At 74.0% G+C, this 24,414-nt stretch carries 18 protein-coding genes; 7 read left to right on the top strand and 11 right to left on the bottom strand.

Features of this window, described 5'->3' with window-relative positions; translation table 11 throughout:
* Positions 1–216: 216 nt before the first annotated feature.
* From ACZ6CL_RS37500 to ACZ6CL_RS37480, 5 genes are all read right to left on the bottom strand, one after another.
* Entirely contained in the window at positions 217–345 is a 129-nt protein-coding gene (locus ACZ6CL_RS37500) for a hypothetical protein (protein WP_385441270.1), read from the bottom strand.
* A gap of 170 nt (positions 346–515) precedes the next feature.
* Positions 516–5,165: an HAD-IC family P-type ATPase gene (locus tag ACZ6CL_RS37495; RefSeq protein ID WP_468944648.1), complete on the bottom strand. Its 4,650-nt coding sequence runs from the start codon at positions 5,163–5,165 to the stop codon at positions 516–518.
* Positions 5,166–5,329: 164 nt separating this feature from the next.
* Positions 5,330–6,775, bottom strand: coding sequence for a lipase maturation factor family protein (locus tag ACZ6CL_RS37490; RefSeq protein WP_468944645.1), 1,446 nt, complete (start codon positions 6,773–6,775; stop codon positions 5,330–5,332).
* 158 nt (positions 6,776–6,933) lie between these two features.
* Positions 6,934–8,013, bottom strand: a complete 1,080-nt coding sequence (locus ACZ6CL_RS37485) for a LacI family DNA-binding transcriptional regulator (protein ID WP_468944643.1) — start codon at positions 8,011–8,013, stop codon at positions 6,934–6,936.
* 85 nt (positions 8,014–8,098) lie between these two features.
* Entirely contained in the window at positions 8,099–9,382 is a 1,284-nt protein-coding gene (locus ACZ6CL_RS37480) for a catalase family protein (RefSeq protein ID WP_468944642.1), read from the bottom strand.
* 148 nt (positions 9,383–9,530) lie between these two features.
* On the opposite strand from ACZ6CL_RS37480, the gene ACZ6CL_RS37475 reads away from it, so the two are divergent.
* The 5 genes from ACZ6CL_RS37475 (at position 9,531) to ACZ6CL_RS37455 (ending at position 16,173) form a co-directional block, all read left to right on the top strand.
* Positions 9,531–10,397 carry an Fpg/Nei family DNA glycosylase gene (locus ACZ6CL_RS37475; protein WP_468944640.1) on the top strand — a complete coding sequence of 289 codons (867 nt, stop codon included), beginning with the start codon at positions 9,531–9,533 and terminating at the stop codon, positions 10,395–10,397.
* A 79-nt stretch (positions 10,398–10,476) separates the two neighbouring features.
* Positions 10,477–11,673, top strand: a complete 1,197-nt coding sequence (locus ACZ6CL_RS37470; RefSeq protein ID WP_468944638.1) for an FAD-dependent monooxygenase — start codon at positions 10,477–10,479, stop codon at positions 11,671–11,673.
* A gap of 114 nt (positions 11,674–11,787) precedes the next feature.
* Positions 11,788–13,101 carry an NAD(P)/FAD-dependent oxidoreductase gene (locus ACZ6CL_RS37465; protein ID WP_468944636.1) on the top strand — a complete coding sequence of 438 codons (1,314 nt, stop codon included), beginning with the start codon at positions 11,788–11,790 and terminating at the stop codon, positions 13,099–13,101.
* Positions 13,102–13,160: 59 nt separating this feature from the next.
* On the top strand, positions 13,161–14,993 hold the full coding sequence (locus ACZ6CL_RS37460; protein ID WP_468944633.1) for a transketolase: 1,833 nt from the start codon (positions 13,161–13,163) through the stop codon (positions 14,991–14,993).
* 112 nt (positions 14,994–15,105) lie between these two features.
* Entirely contained in the window at positions 15,106–16,173 is a 1,068-nt protein-coding gene (locus tag ACZ6CL_RS37455; RefSeq protein WP_468944631.1) for a phosphatidylinositol-specific phospholipase C domain-containing protein, read from the top strand.
* Between the two features lie 7 nt (positions 16,174–16,180).
* Here the strand turns inward: ACZ6CL_RS37455 and ACZ6CL_RS37450 are convergent, their stop codons facing one another.
* Positions 16,181–16,417, bottom strand: a complete 237-nt coding sequence (locus ACZ6CL_RS37450; RefSeq protein ID WP_385441288.1) for a dodecin — start codon at positions 16,415–16,417, stop codon at positions 16,181–16,183.
* Between the two features lie 111 nt (positions 16,418–16,528).
* Positions 16,529–16,990, bottom strand: coding sequence for a universal stress protein (locus tag ACZ6CL_RS37445; protein WP_468944628.1), 462 nt, complete (start codon positions 16,988–16,990; stop codon positions 16,529–16,531).
* Between the two features lie 107 nt (positions 16,991–17,097).
* Here ACZ6CL_RS37445 and ACZ6CL_RS37440 point away from each other — a divergent pair, with 107 nt between their 5' ends.
* Positions 17,098–17,949, top strand: coding sequence for a metallophosphoesterase family protein (locus ACZ6CL_RS37440; RefSeq protein ID WP_468944626.1), 852 nt, complete (start codon positions 17,098–17,100; stop codon positions 17,947–17,949).
* Positions 17,950–17,963: 14 nt separating this feature from the next.
* Here ACZ6CL_RS37440 and ACZ6CL_RS37435 read toward each other — a convergent pair whose 3' ends face one another.
* The gene (locus ACZ6CL_RS37435) at positions 17,964–18,734 is read right to left on the bottom strand and encodes a bestrophin-like domain (protein WP_468944623.1); all 771 of its coding nucleotides are present in this window, start codon (positions 18,732–18,734) and stop codon (positions 17,964–17,966) included.
* Between the two features lie 952 nt (positions 18,735–19,686).
* Positions 19,687–21,342, bottom strand: coding sequence for an acyl-CoA dehydrogenase family protein (locus tag ACZ6CL_RS37430; RefSeq protein WP_468944621.1), 1,656 nt, complete (start codon positions 21,340–21,342; stop codon positions 19,687–19,689).
* Between the two features lie 146 nt (positions 21,343–21,488).
* Between ACZ6CL_RS37430 and ACZ6CL_RS37425 the strand changes: the two genes are divergently transcribed.
* A complete protein-coding gene (locus ACZ6CL_RS37425) occupies positions 21,489–22,229 on the top strand; it encodes a PaaX family transcriptional regulator C-terminal domain-containing protein (protein WP_468944620.1) in 741 nt (246 codons plus the stop codon).
* 9 nt (positions 22,230–22,238) lie between these two features.
* On the opposite strand, the gene ACZ6CL_RS37420 is transcribed toward ACZ6CL_RS37425, so the two are convergent.
* Together ACZ6CL_RS37420 and ACZ6CL_RS37415 are read right to left on the bottom strand one after the other, a co-directional pair.
* Complete coding sequence (locus ACZ6CL_RS37420; protein WP_468944618.1) at positions 22,239–23,243, bottom strand: LacI family DNA-binding transcriptional regulator; 1,005 nt, start codon at positions 23,241–23,243, stop codon at positions 22,239–22,241.
* Positions 23,244–23,357: 114 nt separating this feature from the next.
* Positions 23,358–24,338: an acyl-CoA dehydrogenase family protein gene (locus tag ACZ6CL_RS37415; RefSeq protein WP_468944615.1), complete on the bottom strand. Its 981-nt coding sequence runs from the start codon at positions 24,336–24,338 to the stop codon at positions 23,358–23,360.
* Positions 24,339–24,414: the final 76 nt, after the last annotated feature.

Raw genomic sequence — 24,414 nt, 5'->3', positions numbered from 1 at the left:
TGCCTCCTCGCAGCAGGTCATCTCCTTCACGCATCCGAAAGCGCCCACCCCTCACCGGCGGTACCCGGAAGGACCGAGTCCGCAGGAGGACGGGGAAGGTCACTTGGAGATTGTGACGGGCCGAGGCCGATCAACGAAATTGGTGGCGAGCTTCGTGCAGAAGAAATCGCCCACGGCGGGATGTTCGTGGCGAACGGTCGCCGGATAACGGTCGTATCAGGCGGCGGCCGGGGCGGCCGACGGCTTGAACACGACGGTCAGAAGCGACTTCGCGAGCTGTGCGAGCAGCGCTTCCACGGCCATGCGGGCCAGCTTGGTCAGGACGGGCATCAGAATCTCGGCCATGGGTTTACCTCACTGAACGGAACAGATGTGGAAGCTAGTCATCCGCTTCCATTCCGTAGCATGGCCCCGGGTGGGGAAGCAGGTCGCGCACACGGGGTAAATATCGGGTGAACTCGGGTGAATAGTGACAAGCTCCCGGTGGGCTGGGCTTCCTTTCGGCAAGGCAGCCGCTAGACGGTGAACGGCACCCGTCGCTCGAAGAGCAGCCGGGGCGCGACGGCGGCGCCCAGGGTCGCACCGGCCGAGCACACGCCCACCACCGTCCAGGCCATCGGCCCCAGCGGCGTACAGCCGAAGAAGTGGCTGACCACCGGCGTCTCGATGACGGCGAACAGGGCGGCCGCCGACGCCACGCCGGTGACCAGCACCAGCGGGCTGTGCCAGTCGGTGATGAAGGTCTGGCCCAGCTGGGTGCCGACCAGCGCCGCGAGCCCCATGGTGCTCGCCCGCCGGGCCCGGCCCGTCATCCGCCCGCAGCTCCACGCCGCCGCCGCGCCCAGCGCGGTGGCGGTGCCGCGCACGGCCAGGATCCGGCCCAGGTCGGAGCCGAGCAGCGCGGGGGAGGGGCCGCTTGCGAGGGGGTCCTCCCCGGCCGTGTCCTCCCGGGCCCGGGCCAGGGCGACCGCGAGCGCGGGCAGCATGTCGGTGAGCAGGTTGACCAGCAGCAGCTGACGGGTGCCGAGCGGCGCCCGGCCCGCCACCGCCGCGCCCAGCACGGTGAAGGCGACCTCGCCCGCGTTGCCGCCGACCAGGATCGCGACCGCGTCCCGCACGCTGCGCCACAGCGCCCGGCCCTCCCGCAGCGCGTCGAGGATCCGGGTCGGGTCCGGGTCGGTGAGGACGAGGTCCGCCGCGGCCCGGGCCGAGGTCGAGCCGTGCGCCGAGAGCCCGATGCCCACGTCCGCGAGGCGGATCGCGGCCGCGTCGTTGACCCCGTCCCCGGTCATGGCCACCACCCGCCCGGCCTGCCGCAGCGCCTGGACGATACGGACCTTGTGCTCGGGGGAGACCCGGGCGAAGACGGTCGTCCGGGAGATCCGCTCGACCCGCTCCTTCTCGGGCAGGGTGTCCAGCTCCGTGCCGGTGAGCACCGGGCCGGAGCCGGGGATGCCCAGCTCACGGGCGATGGCCGCGGCCGTGGTCGGATGGTCGCCGGTGATCATGGCGATGCTCACCCCGGCGTCGGTCAGCCGCTTGACGGTCTCCGCGGCACCCGGCCGCGTGGTGTCGGCGATGGCGATGAAGCCGAGCAGGGTCAGTCCGCAGGCCAGCTCGGCCAGCGGCGCCCCCGGCGTGTCGGGTGCCTTGGCCGTATCGGGCCGGGACTCGGCCACCGCCAGGACCCGCAGCCCGTCGGAGGCCAGCGAGTACAGCAGCCGCTCGGTGGAGCGCAGCCGCTCGGGGGTCAGCGGTACGGTGCCGCCCGCAGCCACCGGGCCCAGGGCGGAGGCGCACCGGGCGAGCACGATCTCGGGCGCCCCCTTGACGGCGAGCCGCGGCCGCCCGGACTCCGTGCCCAGACACGCCGAGAAGCCGCGGCTGGCCTCGAAGAGCAGCTCGGACACCGGCCGCCAGGCGTCGTCCCCCGCACAGTGCGCGGCCGCCGCGTCGACCACGGCCTGGTCGGTGGCGTGGGCCAGTGCCCGGCCGCCCTCGGGTCCGGGACACGCCCGGGCCGCGGTGCGCAGCAGCCGGTGACCCAGCGGGCTGCCCATCGGCAGGTCGTGGTCGTACGCCGCCACCCGGGCCACGGACAGCCGCCCCTCGGTCAGCGTGCCGGTCTTGTCGAAGCACACCGTGTCCACCCGGCCCAGCGCCTCCAGCACCCGGGGCGAGCGGGTCAGCACCCCGCGGTGCGACAGACGGCGCGCCGCGGCGGACTGCGCCACGGTGGCCACCAGCGGCAGCCCCTCGGGCACGGCGGCCACCGCGACGGCCACCCCGGTGGCCAGCGCCTCGCGCACCGGCGCCCCGTGCAGCAGCCCCAGCACGGTGACGGCGGCGCCGCCGAGCCCGGTGGCGGGCAGCGCGACCCTGGTCAGCGCGGCGAGTCTGCCCTCGATGCCGAGGGGAGACTCGCCGCGTCCGGCCAGGGACGCCGCGCGTCCGGCCTCGGTCTGCGACCCGGCGGCCACGACCACCGCGTAGCCGGTCCCGGCCAGCACGGTGCACCCCTGGTAGACCATGCAGGAGCGGTCCGCCAGATCGGCGCCGGGCGTGGCTGCGGGGTCCTTGGCGACCGGCCCCGACTCGCCGGTCAGCCCCGCCTCGTCCAGTTCCATCCGGTCGCTCACCAGCAGTCGGGCGTCGGCCGGTACGACGTCCGAGGGCCGCAGCGCGATGATGTCGCCGACCGTCAGCTCCTCGGCGGCCACGCGCCGCGCCGGGGCCTCGGCCAGCCCGGTGAAGAACGCCTCGCGGTCCACCGCCATCCCCTCTTCCAGGGACATCGCGGGCGCCCAGTCGACGAGCCGGCCGTGCCGCTGCTCGCTCAGCAGCAGACCCCGCAGCGAGCGATCGGCCCGCAGCCGCTGGGCGCCGCTGATCAGCGCGTTGCCCGCCATCACACCGGCCACCAGGAGGGAGTCCACCCCGGATCCCACCGCCGCGGACGCCGCTGCGCCCAGGGCCAGCACCGGGGTGAGCGGATCGCGCAGCTCCTCGCGCACCGCCCCGGCCAGCGCCGAGGTGTCCCGGGTCAGCGCGCCGACGGGGGAGGCGGCGGCGCCCGCGGCCCCGGCCCGTATGACCATCACCGCGGCCTTGCGCACCGGGCGCGTCCCGGCCGCCCAGACCGAACGGCTCGCCTCGGCCGCCCCGTCGTGCGACGCACCGGGCGACACGCCGGGTGACGCACCGGGCGACATACCGGGGGCCGATGGCTCCGCCCGGTGCTCCTGGAACGCGCGGGTCACGCTCAGCGTCTCCCGCGCCCCCAGCATGTGCCAGTTGCCACGGACCCGCTCCGCCGGAAGCGGGCGGCGGTGCACCCGGCGCGCCGCGCCGATCCCCCCGAGCACCGCCAGGAAGGCCGCGCTGTACACCGGGGAGGTGGCGAACCCCACCGCGGTGGGCCGGGTGCCCGCGGCGGCGATGAGCGCGCCGAGCGTGGAACCGCCCATCGACAACCGGGCCGACCGGTGGCTGACCCCGCGCGCGTCCTCCAGAGCCCGCAGCACGCGCCAGGCCTGGGCGAGCCCGGGGCCGCAGATCAGATCGGCCGACCAGCACACCCGCGCCTCGCCGCGCCGCACCACCCCGATGCCGAGGTCGGCCGCGCCCAGCGCCTCGTCCTCCTCGGCGCTGATCAGCAGCACGCCGTGGCCCTCGGTCTGCAGCGCGCGCACCCGGTCGGGCAGCGCGGCGTCGCGGGCGAGCAGCTCGTCCGCCCAGGGGGCGATCTCCTCGGCGCTCGCGTGCTCGGTGAGCACCAGACGGTCCACGCCGGCGCGGGCGACGGCCACCACGGCGTCGGCCAGCGGGTCCAGATCACAGCCGATGCGGACCCGCGCCTGCCGCAGGCCGCGCGGGTCGCGCAGATCCACGGTCATCGCCGACGGGCTCGACGGATGCGCCGCGGGGACGTCGTCGGGCCGCTCCAGCAGCCAGGAGCCACGGGGCCAGGGCCCTGGGCCGGAGAGTTCCGGCAGCGAGCGGCGGTCCAGGACGGACTGCGCGGCACTCCACGCACCGGCCTCGTCCAGGTCGCCCACAGTGGCCACCGACAGCAGTCGCGGACGCCGGGTGCACAGCACCCCCGAGTCGATCAGGACCGCCGAGATCCGGTCCAGCAGCCGCAGCGCGCCGCCGTCCATGGGCACCACGCCCTCGCGGGCCAGCCCCTCGCCCAGCCGGGCGGCGAACGCCTCCCGGCCCATGGCGGCGGCCCTCGGCACGGTGGCCAGGATCGCCTCGGCGGCCCGCCCGGGGTCGCGCGTCCAGGCCAGCAGCCCGCCCGCGCCCGTGAGGGACGCCAGGGAGGTGCGGTCGACGCACGTCTCGACCGGCCCGGCGGGCAGCGGCGCCGGGCGGGGAGCGGCGGGCCGCGCATGCGGCGGGAGCCCGTCGGAGCCGGGCACCAGAGCGGGTTCGCGGAGCTGCCACACGGCCTGCCGCCCGCGGATCTCGGCGAGTTGCAGGAGGCGCTGCAGCGCGTCCAGGGCCAGCGGGCCCTCACCGCTGGTCAGCGCGTGCACCGCCGCGTTCGACACGCCGAGCAGCAGGGTGGTGTGGGCGGGGCCGAGCCGGGACTCCAGCAGACCGCGCAGCCGCGGCTGGATCTCGGCCATCACCACCGGCACCCGCAGCGCGGGGGCGAGTGCGGGCAGCAGTGTCACCCGCCGGACCGTGGCCGTCACCAGGCCCACGCAGTCGGCGACGAGGGCGGTGACGGCGAGCGTGGCGGGGGCGGTGTCGTACGGCGGACACGGGTGTCCGGCCGGGAAGGTGTCCGCCCCGGTCCCGTGCGCCTTCTCGATGTGCTCGATCACCTGGAGCACATCGTCGGCGTCGAGGTGGTCTTCGTCGAAGTCGACGAGCACCTGGCCCACGGCCGCGTTCACCTCGGCCCAGTTGACGCCGCGCAGGCGGCGCAGGGCGGCGGTCAGCTGCCTGGCCAGCCGGTCGTGCGCCTCCCCGTGGCCGGTGAGCCCGCGCACCTCCACGTGCGCCCGGCCCTCCCGCGCCCACATCCGGCGGCGGGCGCGCCGCTCACCGGAGTCCCGCAGGACCTCGGCGGCGTCCGCGAGGCGCAGCCGCAGTCCGCTGACGCTGCGGACCGGCAGGGCGATGAGGTCGGACAGCATCGCAAATGGCAGCACCGGCCGCGCTCCCTCGATCGCCGGAAGTCCCCAACGGCAGTATGTTTACCTAATTCCGCGTAAAGCTAACAAAAGGGGCGGCCAGAAGGAGGACGGTGTGGACCGCGCGGCGGGTGCTGCCCGCCAACGGCGCGGCCGAGTAACGCCGTTCGTTCCCCCTGTCGTTACCGGCCCGGCGGTTCCACCTGCTCCAGCCGGACCGGCGGCAGGAACTCGCCGACCAGGGTGCGGTGCCACCACCCGCCCCCCGCGCGCCGCTCCCGCCGGGTGGTGAAGCGGTAGAGGTACAGCCGGGCCCGGACGTGCGTGGGCGGCGCGTCCGGGAAGGGGGAGGAGCGCAGGAGCTTCAGCGTGGCCCGGTCGTTCACCAGCAGCTTGCCGACGAGCGGGGTGAACCACGACCCGGCGTACGCCGAGGAGATCCCGGCGAACCACATCATCCAGTCCAGCCGCAGGTGGTACGGCGCGAACTGACGCGGCATCCTGCGCACATCGCCCGGCTTGCCCCGGAACTCGTACTCCTTCCACACGGTGTCCGGGGTGAGCACGGGTTCGTCGGTGCCCTCGATCACCACCTCCTGACGGCTGCGGTTGACGCTGCCGAAGGCCCCGTAGGTGTTGACCAGGTGGAGCGTGTTGAAGGAGTAGTTCATCAGCTGGCGGCCCGAGAGGAGATTGCGGGCGGGCCAGTAGCTGAGCACCACGACGAGGACGAAGGCCGCCGCCACCAGGACCTCGTACCAGACCGGGGGAGCGGCGAGCGGGGGCGGTGTCGGCAGCGGCAGCACCCCGGCGGCCAGCCGCCCGTCGACGGCGGCGAGGGCCAGCAGGATCGTCACCCAGTTCAGCCAGGAGAAGTTGCCGGACGCCACCAGCCACAGCTGGGTGACCACGATGATGCCCGCGGCCACGCTCGCGACGGGCTGCGGGGTGAACAGGGCCAGCGGGACGACCAGCTGGGCCACGTGGTTGGCCGCCGTCTCGACCCGGTGCAGCGGCTTCGGCAGATGGTGGAAGTACCAGCTCAGCGGGTTGGGCATCGGCTGGGTCTCATGGTGGTAGTACAGACAGGTCAGATCGCGCCAGCAGCGGTCCCCGCGGATCTTGATGAGCCCGGCGCCGAACTCCAGCCGGAACAGCAGCCAGCGCAGCAGCCACAGGATCAGAACGGGCGGCGCGGTCCGCTCGTTGCCCAGGAACACGGCCAGGAACCCGGCCTCCAGCAGCAGCGACTCCCAGCCGAACCCGTACCACACCTGCCCCACGTTGACGATCGACAGATACAGCAGCCACAGCACCAGCCACGCCGCCATCGCGGCCCACAGCGGTACGTCGTCGGCGGCCCCCGCCAGCACGGCGGCGGCCAGCGCGGCGCCGAGCCAGGCGCAGACGGTGAAGAAGCGGTCGGAGTAGTGCAGATGGAAGAGGCTGGGCGAGCGGCGGAACGGCACCCGCGCGGTGAACCGGGGCACCGGGGTGAGGCCCCGTTCGCCGATCAGGGCCCGGCCCTGGGTGGCCGCTGTCAGGAAGGCGAGGAGGTAGACGGCGGCCAGCCCCCGCTGGAAGACCAGTCGCCCCAGCCAGTAGCCGGATGACGTGAACCACTCCATAAGGGCTGCTCCCTGGGCCTGCCGCCGCCGCGGCCTGCGGCTATCCGTACCATCCCCGGCGGGTTCCCGCAGCGCGGCGGGGCATTCGGGGCGGGGCGGAGTGGGCGGCGGCGGAGTGGCGGCCCGGCGGGTACGGCGCGCGGGCCCGCTGAACCGGTTCAGGTTTCACGGGCCGGTGGCGGCGCCGTGCTGGCCCGGGGCGTGAGGGCCGGGGTGGGGGCCTGGTGGGCGCGGGGCTCGGCCCGGTCCAGGACGTCGAACAGCCGCCGCGCCACCTCCGCGCCGAAGCCGAACACATCGTGGCTCATCGCCGACAGCGTCGGATGTGTCAGTCGGCACAACTGGGAGTCGTCCCATGCCAGCAGCGACACATCGGCGGGCACCGCGAGCCCCATCTCGGCGGCCACCGACAGACCGGCCACCGCCATGATGTCGTTGTCGTAGATGATGGCCGTCGGCCGGTCGCCCGAGGCCAGCAGGGCGCGGGTGGCCCGCGCCCCCTCCTCGCCGGAGAAGTCCGTGGCCACCGTGCGCCCGGTCCCGAGCCCCAACTCGCCCAAGGTGGCCTCGAAGGCCGCCGTGCGCACGGTGCTGTGCCCGAGCGCGGGGACGCCGCCGACCCGGGCGATCCGGCGGTGGCCGAGCGCCGCCAGATAGCGCACCGCCTCGCCCACCGCGGTGGCGTCGTCCGTCCACACCGAGGTGAACCCGCCCGCCAGGGACGGGTGTCCAGCGGCGACGGCGGGCAGCCCGAGCCGCCGGAGCGCGGGGACCCGTGGATCGCCGTCGCGCAGGTCGACCAGGATCGAGCCGCCCACCTGCCGCCCGCGCCACCACGCCTCCTGGACCGCGATCTCCTCCTCCACATCCCGCACCAGCCGCAGCAGCAGCGAGCAGGACCGCTCGGCCAGCACGCTCTCGATGCCCGAGACGAACTCCATGAACCAGGGCTCGAGACCCAGCATCCGGGCCGGGCGGGCGATGGCGAGACCGACCGTGTCCACCCGGGAACCGGCCAGCGAGCGGGCGGAGAGATGGGGTGCCCAGCCCAGTTCGCGGGCGGCCGCGAAGATGCGGTCCCGGGTGGCAGGGGAGACGCCGGGCCGGTCGTTGAAGGCGAGGGACACCGCGCCCTTGGAGACCCCGGCGCGCGCGGCCACGTCCCGTATGGTGACGCGCCTTCCCCGGCCCGCCCCGAGCCCGCTGACCTCGCCGACCCCGCTGGCGTCGCTGTTCACGAATCGCGCTCCCCCATGTCCGGCCAGTGTGAACCGCCACACGATATCGCGGCGGTAAACCGGTTCAGCCGGGTCGTGGTGGCGTTCAGGAAGCGGGCGGCGGCGCGGTTTCGCGGGCCGCGCCGTCGCCGTCGCCGTCCATGAGACGGAACCGGAGCGTTTGGCGCAGCGCGGCCAGGTCGGGCAGCCCCGGCGGCACCGGCAGCCGGTGCCACGGCACATAGCGGTCGACCAGGCCGAAGGCCAGCCGCGCCCCGGCCCGCACCGGCGCGGCCAGGACCGTGCCGCGCGGCGCCCGCGGCGCGGTGCTGGAACACAGCCCGAGCCGGTGCGCGGCGGCCGCCTCGTACGCCGCCTTACGGGCCCGGTTGAGGTTGCCCAGCGGCCGGAACTCCGCCGTGGTGTGCCACGGGTTGAACGCGAGCTGCTCCACCCGGCGGGCCGCCGACCGGGCCCCGGGGGTGTCCAGATCCTGGCGGGGTACGGTCAGCAGCGCCACCGGGACGACCGGGGCGTCGCTCTCCCGCCACTCCACCGAGCCGTCCTCGACCGGGGTACGGCGCTGGTCCGCGTAGCGCTGCACACACAGCTCGAAGCACACATCGCCGGTGGCCAGCCGCATCGTCAGCTCATGGCGGAGGTAGTCCGGGTCGGAGCTGTCGGGGAAGGGCGAGGGGGTGCCGCCGGGGGCCGGGCGCAGCTGGTAGCGCACGGGCCCGGCCGCGCCCCACAGGATCGCGCCCCGGCTCCAGAAGGTCTCCCGGGCCAGCGAGCCGACCGCGTGGCGGGTGGCCGTTCGCACATTGCGGCGCATCCGGTCGGCGGCTACCCAGCCGACGGCCAGCGGCAGCCTGACGAAGAGCCCGAACGCCCGCTCGACGGTGGTGTCCGCGCCCACCGTGGCCTTGGCGAAGGCGACGAACTCGCGGGCGTCCGCGGCGTGGGACACCGGAAAGCTGGTGGCCAGCAGATCGTGGCTCTCCCCGGGGCGGACCTGGACCCGCACCGCCATCCCGCGCAGATCGGGCGTGGCGTCGTGGCGCTCGGTGCCGCTCTCGTTCGACAGCCGCACCACGGCGGAGTACTCGGCGCCCGGCCGGGCGTAGCCCACGCACAGCTCGGGCGGGAGGCCGTCGTGGAAGCGCAGCCGCGCGTTCTCCACGCCGAGTGCCGCCTTCGCGTGGAACGTGCGCAGCAACTGGGTGGCACCCGACGCCCGCTGGTGCGCCCGCTGGACGCTCATCAGCTCGCGCGCCAGCTTCTCGAAGAGCAGCCGTTCGGCCTCGGGGCTGCCTCCCTCGTACGCCTCATGAGCCTCGTACGGCTCATAGTGCGGTACGGACCGCTCACGCTGTCCGGTGTCGGGCATGGGGACTCTCCGTACAAGGGCGCAAAGGGACGCAGAGGGACAAGAGCGACAGTAGGGGAGGGGGCCGCACCCCGCAGCCCGGAGTGGTACGGGGGTGGGGCGCGGACGACCCGGCGCGCCCCGGCCGGTGCTGCGGCACACTGGTGGCATGCCGGAGCTGCCCGAGGTGGAGGCCCTCGCCGGAATCCTGGCCGACCGCGCGGTGGGCCGGGAGATCGCCCGCGTCCTGCCCGTCGCGGTGAGCGTGCTGAAAACGTACGACCCGCCGCTGACCGCCCTCGAAGGCCGCACCGTCACGGCGGCAGGCCGCCACGGCAAGTTCCTCGACCTGGCCACCGACGGCCCCCATCTGGTGATCCACCTCGCCCGGGCGGGCTGGCTGCGCTGGAAGGACGGACTGCCCGAGACCCCGCCACGCCCCGGCCGGGGCCCGCTGGCGCTGCGGCTGCTGCTCTCCGGACCGGAGCGCTCCGGTTTCGACCTCACCGAGGCGGGCTCCCGCAAGGGACTTGCCGTGTACTGCGTGAGCGACCCCGGCGAGGTGCCGGGCATCGCCCGCCTCGGCCCCGACCCGCTCGCCGACTCCTTCACCCTGGAGGCGTTCGCCTGGCTGCTGCGCGGCGTACGCCACCGGATCAAGGGGGTGCTCCGCGACCAGGGCGTCATCGCCGGGATCGGGAACGCCTACTCCGACGAGATCCTGCACGCCGCCCGGATGTCGCCCTACCGGCTCGCCTCGGATCTCACCGAGGAGGAGATCGCCGTCCTGTACGAGGTGATGGGCGCCACCCTGCGCGACGCCGTCGAACGCTCCCGGGGGCTTGCGGCCGGGGACCTCAAGGCGGAGAAGCGCAGCGGGATGCGGGTGCACGGGCGCACCGGTGAACCCTGCCCGGTGTGCGGCGACACCGTCCGCGAGGTGTCCTTCAAGGACTCCTCGCTCCAGTACTGCCCCACCTGCCAGACAGGCGGCAAACCGCTCGCCGACCGCCGGATGTCCCGGCTGCTCAAATAGTCGGGCGAACCGGCCCCGTGACCCGCGCCCGGGCCCTATGGTGCTGTCACCTTCTACCGACCCTCTGTCACGGAGCACCATGACCAAGGCCCTGATCATCGGTGGCGGCATCGCCGGTACGGTCACCGCGATGGCCCTGCACAAGGCGGGCATCGACGCGGTCGTCTACGAGGCGTACCCCCCGGACGCCACCGACACGGGCGGTGCGTTCCTCGTCGTCGCGAACAACGGGCTGGAGGCGCTGGGCACCATCGACGCCCAGGAACCGGTCCTGGAGCGCGCCTTCCCGGCCACCCGCGTCGAGTTCATCAGCAACACCGGCAAACGGCTCGGCGACAAGCCGATGGCCGGTGCGCAGGACGGTGGCCTCGGGGCGGTCACCATCCGGCGCGCCACGCTGGCCCGGGTGCTGCGCGAGGAGGCCGTGCGCCGCGGTGTGCGCATCGAGTACGGCAAGCGGCTGCTGGCCGCCCAGACCGGCCCGGACGGCACCATCGTGGGCTCCTTCGCGGACGGCGGGCGGGCCATGGGCGACGTCCTCATCGGCGCCGACGGCATCCACTCCCTCATCCGCCGCACCATCGACGCGGGCGCGCCCCGGCCCCGCTACACCGGCCAGCACACGGTGTGCGGCTACACCCGCGACGCCGCCGCGCCGCCCGCCCAGGACACCTACACGATGGTCTTCGGCAAGCAGGCGTTCTTCGGCTGCACCGCCGCACCCGACGGCGAGGTGTGGTGGTTCAGCAACGCCCCGGCCGCCGAACTGTCCAAGGCGGAGCTGGCCGCCGTCACCCCCGGACAGTGGCGCGATCGGCTGACGGAACTGTTCTCCGAGGACCAGACCCCGGCCGCCGACATCGTCCGCGCCACCGGCGAGAACATCGTCGCCAGCGCCGCGTACGACCTCATCTCCACCCCCGTCTGGTCCGAGGAGGGCATGGTCATCGTGGGGGACGCGGCACACGCCTGCGCGCCCAACGCCGCCCAGGGCGCCTCGCTGGCCATCGAGGACGGTGTGGTGCTCGCCAAGTGCCTGCGCGATCTCCCCGGCCCGCGATCGGCGTTCGCCGCGTACGAGGGGCTGCGCCGCGAACGGGTCGAGAGGGTGGCCGCGAACAGCGCGGGCCTGGCCCGCCGCAACGCCCCCGGCCCGGTCAAGCGGGCCCTGCGGGACGCCACGATGGCCCGACGACTCGACCGGGCGGCCACCACGGGCGGCGACGACTGGCTCACTGGCTACCGCATCGACTGGGACGAGCGGGTCCGCGCGTAGCGGCAGCGGGCCGCCGCATTATCGACCGGGCCGAGGCCGACCGCCACGTTAGGTTTGACCTCGGCCTGTACGGGCACTTGGAGCGCTCTGCCCTCGTCACGCCCGGGAGTCCGTGTGAGCCCAGTACGCATCGTGATCGTGGGGGCCGGCTTCGCCGGTTACCAGGCCGCTCGTACGCTGTCGCGCGCCCTGCGCCGCTCGGCGGAGATCGTCCTGATCAACCCCAACGACTACTTTCTGTACCTGCCACTGCTCCCGGAGGTGGCCGCCGGTGTCCTGGAGCCGCGCCGGGTGTCGGTGTCCCTCACCGGCACCCTGCCGCACGTCCGGCTGGTGCTGGGCAACGTCGACTCCGTCGACCTCACCGGCCGCAAGGTCACCTGGACCGACCCCGAGGGCGGACGCGGCGAGATGGGCTACGACCGGCTCGTCCTGGCGGTCGGCAGCGTCAACAAACTGCTGCCGATCCCCGGCGTCGCCGAGCACGCGCACGGCTTCCGCGGCATGCCGGAAGCCCTCTACCTGCGCGACCACGTCACCCGCCAGATCGAGATGGCGGCCAACGCCCGCGACCCCCGCGAGCGGGCCGCGCGCCGCACCTTCGTGGTGGTGGGCGCCGGATACACCGGCACCGAAGTGGCCGCCCACGGCGTGCTGTTCACCGATTCGCTCGCCCGCCGGAACGCCGCGCTGCGTCACGACCCGCCGCCCCGCTGGGTCCTGGCCGATGTAGCCGACCGGGTACTGCCCTCGCTGGACGAACGGCTCTCCCGTACCGCGGACCGGGTGCTGCGGCGGCGCGGGGTGGACGTCCGGCTGGGTACCTCGGTCAAGGAGGCCACCTCCGACGGGGTACTGCTCGACGACGGCGAGTTCGTCGACACCCGGTCGCTGATCTGGTGCGTCGGCGTACGTCCCGACCCGCTGGTGGAGGACCTCGGGCTGGCGACCGAGAAGGGGCGGTTGCGGGTCGACCAGTATCTGGCCGTGCCCGGCCACCCGGAGGTGCTGGCCTGCGGGGACGCCGCCGCGGTGCCGGACCTGACCCGGCCCGGCGAGTTCACGGCGATGACCGCGCAGCACGCGCAGCGCCAGGGCAAGGTGGCGGCCCGTAACATCCTCGCCTCCCTCGGGCGCGGCACCCCGCGCCCGTACAAACACCACGACCTCGGGTTCACGGTCGACCTCGGCGGAGTACAGGCGGCCGCGGATCCGCTGCACATCCCGCTGGCCGGCCCCGCGGCCAACGCGGTCACCCGCGGCTACCACCTGATGGCCATGCCCGGCAACCGGGTCCGGGTGGCCGCCGACTGGCTGCTGGACGCGGCGCTGCCGCCGCAGGCGGTGCAGTTCGGCCTGGTGCCGTCCTGGTCGGTGCCGCTGGACACCGAGTCACCCGAGGTCGCGCGGCTCGGCCGCGGCGGCTGAACAGCCGGAAGGCTGAGCCGCCGGACGCTGGGTCGCCGGAAACACGTGGAAGGAGAACAATGCGACACGAACAGCTCAGCGAGCTCGGGCAGCAGCTCCGGGTGGACTCCGTGCGGTCCTCGGCCGCCGCCGGGTCCGGCCACCCCACGTCGTCGATGTCGGCGGCGGACCTGATGGCCGTCCTCATGGGCAACCACCTGCGCTATGACTTCGAAAAGCCGGAGCACCCGGGCAACGACCACCTGATCTTCTCCAAGGGCCACGCCTCCCCGCTGCTGTACTCGGTCTACAAGGCGGCCGGGGCGCTCAAGGACGAGGAACTGCTGACCTTCCGCAAGCTCGGCAGCCGCCTGGAGGGCCACCCCACCCCCGAACTCCCCTGGGTGGACGTGGCCACCGGATCGCTCGGCCAGGGGCTGCCCTTCGGCGTCGGCATGGCGCTGGCCGGAAAGCGGCTCGACCACGTCTCCAGCCGGGTCTGGGTGCTGTGCGGGGACAGCGAGATGGCCGAGGGCTCGATGTGGGAGGCGTTCGAGCACGCGGGCCACGAACGGCTCGACAACCTCACCGCCATCATCGACGTCAACCGGCTCGGCCAGCGCGGGCCCACCCGCCACCAGTGGGACCTGGACGCCTACGCCCGCCGCATCCGCGCCTTCGACTGGCACACCATCGAGGTCGACGGGCACGACATCGCCGCGATCGACCGCGCGTACGGCGAGGCCACGTCGACCGTCGGCCGCCCCACCGCCATCATCGCCCGCACCCAGAAGGGCCGCGGCGTCGCCTCCGTGGAGAACCACGAGGGCATGCACGGCAAGCCGCTGAAGGACCCCGAGGAAGCCATCGCCGAACTCGGCGGCGTACGGAACATGGCGGTACCGGTGCTCGGCCCGCCCGCCGAGAAGCCCACCCGGCCCACGTCGGAAGGCCCGCTGAGCCTGCCGCGCTTCAACACCGGCGACACCGTCCCCACCCGCGACGCGTTCGGCGAGGCGCTGGCCGCCGTCGGCACCGCCCGTGGCGATGTGGTGGCGCTCGACGGCGAGGTGGGCGACTCGACCCGGCTGGAGTACTTCCACAAGGAACACCCCGAGCGCTACTTCGAGTTCTACATCGCCGAACAGCAGATGGTGGCCGCCGCGGTCGGCATGCAGACGCGCGGCTGGACCCCGTACGCCTGCACCTTCGCCGCCTTCCTCACCCGCGCCTACGACTTCGTCCGGATGGCCTCCGTCAGCCGTGCCGACCTCAACCTGGTCGGCTCGCACGCCGGGGTCGCCATTGGCCAGGACGGGCCGTCGCAGATGGGGCTGGAGGATCTGGCGGCGATCAGGGCGGTGCACGGCAGCACCGTGCTCTACCCGTGCGACGCGAACCAGGCCGCCCAGCTGACCGCCACCATGGCCGAGCTGTCGGGCATCCGCTATCTGCGCACCTCGCGCGGCGGAACGCCCGTCATCTATCCGTCCTCCGAGCGCTTCCCCATCGGCGGCTCCAAGATCCTGCGCGCCACCGAGAGCGACCGCGTCACCCTCGTCGCGGCCGGGATCACCGTGCACGAGGCCATCGCCGCCGCCGACTGGCTCGCCCAGGACGGCATCTCCGCCCGCGTCATCGACCTGTACTCGCTCAAGCCGGTCGACGCCGAGGCGCTGCGCACCGCAGCCGAGGTGACGGGCCGTCTGATCACCGTCGAGGACCACCACCCCGAGGGAGGTGTGGGCGACGCGGTCCAGAGCGCCTTCGCCGACGGCCGCCCGGCACCGCGCATGGTGCGGCTCGCCGTACGGAACATGCCGGTGTCCGGCACCCCGGCCGAGCAGCTCAGCCAGGCCGGAATCGACGCCGAGGCCATCACCGCGGCGGCCCGCGAACTCGTCGCCGCCTGACCGCCTGACCGACCCCGGAACACCCCTATGTGACGAAGCTCCTCTCGTCACCCGTCAGCACCTCCCGTACGCTGCTGCCCAGTTGTGACGGCGGCGTCAGGGGTGGGGGCAGATGGGCAGCGCGGGGGGAGCCGTGTCCGGCAGGGCGCGGCACACACGGACGGTGGCGGTCGCGGCGGCGGCCGCCGCACTGTGTCTGACGGCGGCGGAGGGCGCGAGCCCGGCCGCCGCGGCCGAGCCGTCGTACGCCGCCACCACCGGGGTGGGTGTGCACAACGCGTACGAGAAGGCGAAGTACCCGTACTTCGCCGACGCGCTCGACTCCGGCGCCTCCCTGCTCGAACTCGACGTGTGGACCAACGCGTTCGGCGCCGGGTGGCGGGTCTCGCACAACAACCCGCTCGGCAACGACAACAACTGCGAGAACGCCGCCACCCCCGCGCAGCTGCGCACCAAGGCCCGTAACCAGACCCTGGCCGGATGCCTCGCCGACATGAAGGCCTGGCACGACGCCCACCCCGGCCACCGTCCCATCGTCATCAAGATGGAGCTGAAGGACGGCTTCTACGACAAGAGCGGCCGCGGCCCCGACGACCTCGACGCGCTCCTGTCCCGCACGCTCGGCGACGCGCTGCTGCGCCCCGCGGACGTGGTGGGCGCTCACACCGACCTGGACGCGGCGGTGAAGGCCGGGGCCTGGCCGTCCCGGTCCGCGCTCGCGGGCACGTTCATCGTCGAGCTGATCCCGGGCACCGTCGAGGAGAACAACCCGCTCGACACCCTGTGGACCGACCGCGAGTACGCCACCCATCTGCGCGATCTCGCCGCCGCCGGGAAGCTCCGCCAGGCGGCCGCCTTCCCCGCCGTCCACGCCGCAGCCCCCGGCGACCCGCGCACCCGCTACCAGGATGCCGCGATCCGCCCGTGGTTCGTGTTCTTCGACGGCGACGCCTCCGCGTACGTCACCAGGAACATCGACACCGCCTGGTACGACACCCGCCACTACATCCTGACCATGACGGACGCGCAGAACGTGGCGCCCGCCATCGACGGCACCCGCCCCACCGAGGCCCAGGCCCGGGCGCGGGTGAACGACCTCGCCGCCCGGCACGCCAGCTTCGCGACCGCCGACTGGTATCCGCTGCCGTCCGTGCTGTCCACCGTCGTCCCCCGTGGCTGAAGCGCGGTCAGCCGGGCAGATCACCGGAGCCGGAGTCGGTGTCCTCCAGCCGGAAGCCGAGCTTCAGCCCCACCTGGTAGTGCGCGATCCGGCCGTTCTCGATATGCCCGCGGACCTGGCCGACCTCGAACCAGTCCAGATTTCTGAGCGTCTTCGAGGCACGGGTGATACCGCTGCGGATCGCGTCGTCGACGCTCTCGGTGGACGAGCCGACGATCTCCGTCACCCGGTAGGTGTGGGACATGGCAGTCTCCTTGGGGACTGGTCCTGGGGCGGTCGGACCGCCCCTCTCCCCACGGTGCCTCACCCCGCCCCGGTCCGCGAGCCGGAGGAGCCCGCGGTCCCGCCCGGAGCGTTACGGCACCACCGTGACCGGCCAGCGGCCCGCCTTGACCAGCCGGACCGCCACCGAGCCGACGATGCGGTGCCCCGCCTGCTCGGACGCGCCGACCACCACCGCGTCCGCCTTCAGCTCGTCCGCCGCCGTCACCAGGCCGTTGTACGGATCGCCGCGGAAGGTGTGGAACTCCCAGCGCACCTCGAAGACCCCGCGCAGCCGCTCCGTCGCCTCGCGCATCTCCCGCAGCAGTTCCTCGGCCACCTCGCCCGTGGTGTCCGCCACGGAGGCGCCCAGGGACGCCCCGGCCGCCATCACCGGCTGCACGTACACCACGGCGAGCAGCGCCTTCTGTCGTCTGGCCAGCCCCGCGGCGTACGCGGCGGCACGCCAGGACGACTCGGAGCCGTCCAGACCGGCCACGATAACCTTCGGACCGTCAGTTCCGCGCTCGAAGGACGCGGGAAGTTTGTCCACCACATCTGCGAGGCTAGCGGCAGAGGCGAACCGGTGATCATCCGGCCCGTCCTGCGGCGTGACCACGCCGCGACCGCAACCTGACCGCCGACCGTACGACAGGAGAAACAATGGGCGGCACGCACCGGGGCGAACTACTCGCCATCAGTGACCTGCACGTGGCCTACGAGGAGAACCGGGCGATCGTCGAGCGGCTGCGGCCCGGCTCCGAGGACGACTGGCTGATCGTGGCCGGGGACGTCGGCGAGGTCTTCGCCGACATCGAATGGGCACTGGGCCTGCTGAGCGAGCGCTTCGCCAAGGTCATCTGGTCGCCGGGCAACCATGAGCTGTGGACCCACCCCAAGGACCCGCTGGAGGCCCGCGGAGTGGCGCGCTACGAGGCGCTGGTGGAGCTGTGCCGGAGCAAGGGCATCGTCACGCCCGAGGACCCGTACCCGGTCTGGGAGGGCATCGGCGGGCCGCTCACCATCGCCCCGCTGTTCCTGCTCTACGACTACACCTTCCGGCTCGACGGCCTCCACACCAAGGAGGCCGCTCTCGCCCACGCCCACGACGAGGGCGTCGTCTGCACCGACGAGCACTTCCTGCACCCCGACCCGTACCCCACTCGCGACGCCTGGTGCCGCGCCCGGGTCGCGGAGACCGAGGCCCGGCTCGCCGCCTGCGATCCCGCGCTGAAGACGGTGCTCATCAACCACTGGCCGATGACCCGGCTGCCCACCCGCGTGCTGCGCTACCCCGACTTCGCCCTGTGGTGCGGCACCGAGCTGACCGCCGACTGGCACGTCCGGTTCCGCGCCGAGACCGTCGTCTACGGCCATCTGCACATCCCCCGGACCACGGTCGAGGACGGGGTGAAGTTCCAGGAGGTCTCGGTCGGCTACCCACGCGAGTGGAAGGCCCACGGCCGGGTGCCCGAGGACCCGCTGCGCCGGGTGCTCCCGGTGCCGGTGTCCTGACCCCCGGAACGGGCTCAGACGCCTCCCCGCGCGCCGGGGAACAGGTCGGTGAAGGGCGACGTCGCGTCGCCCACCGACCGTCCGAAGGGCTCGTCGAAGTCCCACACCAGGTAGAGCAGGAAGATGATGAGGGCGGTGAACATCACCGCCAGCATCAACTCCCGTGGTGAGCGGCGGATCTGCAGGGTGAAGACCAGCCCGATCACCAGCGCCGCGCCGAACAGCAGCCCGAACCAGACCACCTCGGGCATCGTCGGCCCCGCGCTCTGCTGCCGGGCGCCCCGCGCGTCGTCGACGGCGGCCACCTGGTCCACGATCGGCTGGTACGCCTGCGACTGGAGGTCGGTCTGCGGCGTGGCCATGGTGACGTCGTGCCGCAGCTTGGCCAGCAGGTCGGTGCCCCGGTCGGTCAGCTCGCCCCGGTCGACCATCACCTGCCACTCCCGGGACACCACATGGCGCACGTACGCGTCGACGTCATCGCGGATGCGGTCGCGCACCGGCTGGGGGTAGACGCTCACCCGCTCGGTCACCTCGTGCAGGGCCTGGGCCTCCGTCCGCACACCGTCCTGGGCGGCGCCGCGGGCCTCCCAGACCCCGGCGATGGCCAGGCCCAGCACGATCGCGTAGACCACGCCGATCATCATGATCATGTAGTCGAGGACATCGGGGGTCTCGCTCGGATCGTCGTCGTCGCCGAGGCGGCGGGCGTTGAGGATCGCGAGGACGACGACGGCCGCGCAGATCCCGGCCATCAGAAGAGTCAGAATCAGCCATTCAGGCATGGGTAACCTCCGGTACGGATCGGCCGACGCGTCAGCCGCGGCGCCCGCCGCGCGAGCGGGGGCGGAGCGCGGCGGCCGCGAGAACCGCGGGCGCGGTGATGAGCAGGGTGAACGTGACCAAGGAGGTTCCGCTGTCGAGTTCGTGGCGCGCGGGCTTCTGATACGCGTGCACCTCGACGCGACGGGACTCGCTCGGCGCGGGAGCCGGTTCGGGGGGCGGCGCCGGAGGCTCGGGCGGCCGGGTCGGCGGAGCGACTGGAAGCGGCGGCACGGACGGCGCGGGCGCGGGAGCGGGCGCCGCCGACCGGGTGGGCGCGGGGGCGCGCGTCGGCGTCGGGCTCGGTGCCGGAGTGGCCGACGGCGGCGCGCTGGGCGTGGGCGTCGGCTCGGGGGACGGCGTGGGGCTCGGCGTCGGCGTAGGCGTCGGCGTGGGTGTCGGTGTCGGAGTGGGGCTCGGTGTGGGCGTAGGCGTCGGAGTCGGGCTCGGTGTGGGCGTAGGCGTGGGAGTGGGGCTCGGTGTGGGCGTGGGTGTAGGCGTCGGCTTGGGCGGCCGGGGACACCAGCCGTACTGGAGCTTGAGCCAGCCCCGCCGCGTCGCTACCGACGCCCTGACGCACGGACAGAACCCCGGGCCGATCTGGACCCGCACCCGCACCCTCGGCCTCGTACGCGGCCCGTGCTCCGCACCCCCGTCCCCCGTCCCCGCCCGGTCCCCGACGTCGGTCGTCCGCCGCGGGGCGGCGGTGGCCTCCCGGCCGTCACCCTCCCCGTCGGCTAAGGCTGTCGCCCCCGTCGAGGCGAGCAGCAGGACCGTGGTGAGGACCCCCGCCCGCCATGCGCGATGCCATCGATTCACGAGGAGATGTTCGGCCGAACACGTCGCCGCCAGCCGCATGTGCCCAACTATTCGCCCGAATAGGGGAAAAGATGTGGAGGTTTCGGTGAGAGAGGTTTACGCGCGCAGATCCTTGGGGCGGGCCCGGTCCAGGATCGGGCCGGTGTCCGTCCCCGGCGGCAGGGTGCCGAACGCATGCCCCCAGTCGCCGTCGAGCCGGGAGGCGCAGAACGCGTCGGCGACCGCCGGGTGGCTGTACCGCACCAGCAGGCTGCCCTGCAGGACCAGCGTCATCTGCTCGGCGAGGCGGCGCGCCAGCAGCTGCGCCCGCTGCGGATCGCCGAGCTGCGGCAGCAGCGCGCGCAGCCTGGCCACGGCCGCGTCCAGCCGTGCGTCGGCCCCGGCGGCGGCGTCCACCTCGGCGAGGAAGGCGTCCAGCGCGCCCGTCTCCCGGCCGAGTGCGCGCAGCACGTCGAGGGCGGCGACGTTCCCCGAGCCCTCCCAGATCGACGACAGCGGCGCCTCCCGGTACAGGCGCGGCATGCCGGAGTCCTCCACATAGCCGTTCCCGCCCAGGCACTCCAGAGCCTCGGCGGCGTGCGTGGCGCCGCGCTTGCACACCCAGTACTTACTGACCGCGAGCCCCAGGCGGCGCAGCGCCGCCTCGCCGCCGTCCCCGGCCTCGGCGCGGTCCAGGGCGGTCGCCAGCCGCATCGCGAGCGTGGTGGCCGCCTCCGACTCCACCGCCAGATCCGCCAGGACGTTGCGCATCAGCGGCTGGTCGATCAGCTCGGCGCCGAAGGCCCGGCGGTGCTCGCAGTGGTGCAGCGCCTGCCGCAGCCCGGCGCGCATGTTCGCCGCCGAGCCGATCACACAGTCCAGCCGGGTCACGTTGACCATCTCGACGATGGTCCGCACCCCGCGCCCCGGTTCGCCGACCCGCCAGGCCACGGCGCGGTCGTACTCGATCTCGGAGGAGGCGTTGGAGCGGTTGCCGAGCTTGTTCTTGAGCCGCTGGAGATGGAGCGCGTTGCGGGTGCCGTCCGGCAGGACGCGCGGCACCAGGAAGCAGGTCACCCCCTCGGGCGTCTGCGCCAGCGTCAGGAACACATCGCTCATCGGCGCGGACGTGAACCACTTGTGGCCGGTGAGCAGGTACGTCCCGTCGTCCCCGGCCGCCAGTACGGCCTCCGTGGTGTTGGCGCGGACGTCCGAACCGCCCTGCTTCTCCGTCATCGACATGCCTGCGATCAGCCCGCGCTTGGTGAGCGGCGCGCGCAGCCCGGGGTCGTAGGCGCGGGCGGTCAGCAGCGGTTCGTACGCGGCGGCCAGCTCCGGTTCGGCGCGCAGCGCCGGGATCGCGGCGTACGTCATGGAGATCGGGCAGCCGTGGCCGGGCTCGGCCTGGGCGAACGCGTAGAACAGGCCCGCGCGCGCCAGGTGCCGCCCGGGGCGGGTCTCGGCCCAGGCCGCCGCGTGCTGGCCGCTCTCCACGGCGGTGGTCATCAGCTGGTGGTAGGCGGGGTGGTACTCGACCTCGTCGATCCGGTGGCCGTAGCGGTCGTGGGTGTGCAGCACCGGAGGGTGTTCCTCCGCCATCCGGGCCCAGTCCTGGACCTCGGCGGAACCGGCCCGCGCGCCCAGCTCCCGCACCCGCGGCTCGGCCCACTCGGCGCCGTCCCGGCGCAGGGCCTCCAGCAGGGCGGGGTCGTCGGCCGTGCTGAAGCCGGAGAGGGGCGGGGCCTGGTTGAGGACTTCGTGCGTCGCGCTCATGGCAAGCGTCTCCTGGGGTCGCCTCGGTGCCGTGCCGGGTCCTGCGGTTCTGTGGTTCTCATCGAGGTTCTTACAGTTTCAGTATGCGTGATAGGAAACTGTAATGGTAGCCCGGAGGGCGGTCACGGATAGGGTTTCGCACAGCCATGGACGACACCGGAACGCTCACGCTGCGCCCCCTGACGGCGCGCTCGATCGTGCTCAGCACCCTGCTGGGCCACCATCCGCCGCAGCTGCCCGCCCGCGCGCTCGTCCGCGTCGGCGCGCTGTTCGGCACGGCCGAGGGGACGGTGCGGGTCGCCCTCACCCGGATGGTGGCCGCCGGTGACCTCGAACAGCACGGCGGCGGCTACCGGCTCACCGACCGGCTGCTCGCCCGCCAGGCCCGCCAGGACGACAGCCGCGCGCCCCGCACCCGGCGCTGGGACGGCACCTGGGAGATCGCCGTCGTCACCCCCGACCGCCGCCCCGCACCCGAGCGCGCCGCCCTCCGCCAGGCGATGGCCGCGCTGCGGCTCGCCGAACTCCGCGAGGGCACCTGGCTGCGTCCCGCCAACCTCGTACGCCCCCGCCCGCCCGTGGTCGCCGAGCAGTGCGGCTGCTTCACCGCCACCCCGGAGGACGACCCGGCCGCGCTCGCGGCCCGGCTCTGGGCCCTGCCGGACTGGGCCGACCGGGCCCGCCGCCTCGCCGACGCCCTGGAGACGGCGCGCAGTCCGGCCGACCGCTTCACGGTGGCGGCGGCGGTGCTGCGGCATCTGCTGACCGATCCGGTGCTGCCGGAGGAACTGCTGCCGCAGGGGTGGCCGGGCGCGGATCTGCGGGCGCGGTACGACGCGTTCGAGCGGGAGTTCCGCGAGCAGCTGCGCCCGTACACCGCCCGCTGACCTCTCCGGCTACGCCGAGCCGCGCGGCACCAGTTCCACGTTCAGCACCACGGCCGGTTCGATCGCCTCCCCGGCCGCCAGCCGCAGCAGCTGACGCGCCAGCCGCCGCCCGATCTCCGTGATCGGCTGCCGCACCGTCGTCAGCGGGGGGTCCGCGTAGCGCGCCGCCTGTACGTCGTCGAAGCCGACCACCGCCACGTCCTCCGGCACCCGCCGCCCGGCCTGCCGCAGGGCCCGCAGCACGCCGAGGCCCATGAGGTCGGAGGCGACGAAGACGGCGTCGAGCTCCGGTTCCCGCGCCAGCAGTTCCCGCATCGCGACCGCGCCCGACTCCTGTGTGAAGTCCCCGGCCGCCACCAGCGGTTCCCGCCGCGCCTCGCGCAGTGCCGCCGTATAGCCGGTCAGCCGGTCGATCCCGGCCACCATGTCCTGCGGGCCCGCGACCGTGGCGACGCGGGTGCGGCCGGAGTCGAGCAGATGCCGTACGGCGAGGGCCGCGCCCCCGGCGTTGTCGACGCCCACGTACGGCAGCGCCGCCGACCCCAGCAGCCGTTCGTTGCAGACCACCGGAATGCCCATACGGGCCAGCGCGGCGGGCAGCGGGTCGGCGCCGTGCATCGAGGCGACCATGACCCCGTCCACGTGGCGGGCCAGGGCGAAGCGCTCGACGCGGTCCCGTCCGGCGGGGGAGCGGGCCATCATCAGCACGAGCTGCTTGTCCGCCTCCTCCAGCTCCTGCCCGACCCCGCGCACCACGCCCTGGAAGAACTCGTCGTCCGAGAAGACCCGGCCCGGCTCCTCGGGCAGGACGAGCGCGAACGAGTCGGTGCGCTGGGTCACCAGGCTGCGGGCCGCCTGGTTGGGGACGTACCCCAGCTCCTCGATGGCCCGCAGCACCGCCGCCCGGCTGTCCTCGGCGACCCTGGTCGAGCCGTTGACGACACGGGAGACCGTGGCGCGTGAGACTCCCGCGTGCAGGGCCACGCTCTCCAGGGTGGGCCGGGGCCGGTGCATCCGGGCATACCTCGCTGTTCGCTTCGCCGCCTCTGCTCGTCGGTAACAGCATGGCCCGGTGCGTGCCCCGTTGTCAGGGCGCGAGGTCAGGGCGCGAGGGGCAGGACGCGAGCGTCAGGGCGCGAGCACGCGGGCGCGGCAGACCGAGGGCGAGCCCCAGGCGCCCCGCAGGGCGCGGGCCTTGCGGATCCACAGCGACAGGTCGTACTCGTCCGTGTAGCCGATCGCGCCGTGCAGCTGGAGCGCGGTGCGCGCGGCCGCGTACGCCGCCTCGCCCGCCGCCACCTTGGCGGCGGCCACGTCGGCCCCGGCCTCCGGCCCGCCCGCCGCGAGCGCGACGGCGGCCCCGTGGAGCAGCGGGCGGGCGAACTCCAGCCCGATGAGCACATCCGCCAACTGGTGCCGCACCGCCTGGAACGAGCCGATCGCGCGGCCGAACTGGGTCCGCTGCCGCACATACGCCACGGTCCGGTCCAGCAGCGCGAGCCCGGTGCCGAGGGACTGCGCGGCCGTCGCGAAGGCGGCCCAGTCCGCGGCGCGGGCGGCGGCCCCGGCGACGGCCGGGCCCCGGACGAGCGGCTTGCCCCCGGGCAGTGGCGGGGCGAGCCGCCGGGCGGGGTCGAGGGAGGTCCGCACCGGGCCGTGCCCCGGCGCCTGCCACAACTCCTCGCCGCGGACGGTGAGGACGGCATCGGCGGCGTCCGCGTCCAGGGCGTACGGACCGCCCTCGGCCATCGCCACCGTGACCATGGCCTGCCCGGAGGCGATACGGGGCAGCCAGTCCCCGGCCGCGGGGCACGCCGTCAGCAGCACCGCCGCCGCGGCCGTCTCCGTCCACGGCCCCGGCACGGCATGCCGCCCCAGTTCGACGTACGCGACGGCCAGCTCCACCGGCAGCGGCCCCACGCCCTCGTACGCCTCCGGCACGGCGAGCGCGGTCACCCCGGCCTCGGCGAGCCGCCCCCACAGCGCCCGCCCGGGCCCGTGCTCCCCGCGCGCCCACGCCCGCACGGCGCCAGGGGTGTCCGCGGCGCCGAGCATCCGGTCGAGGGTGCGGCCGAACTCGCTCTGCGCCTCGTCCAGCAGGAACCTCATGCGCGGTCGCCTTCCGTCGTGGTCTCGCCGTATCCGTCAGGGCCGCTCATCGCCAGCACATCGCCTGTTCAATGCC

The sequence above is a fragment of the Streptomyces sp. NPDC041200 genome (assembly GCF_055591805.1).
This window is presented reverse-complemented; position numbering and strand designations above follow the sequence as displayed.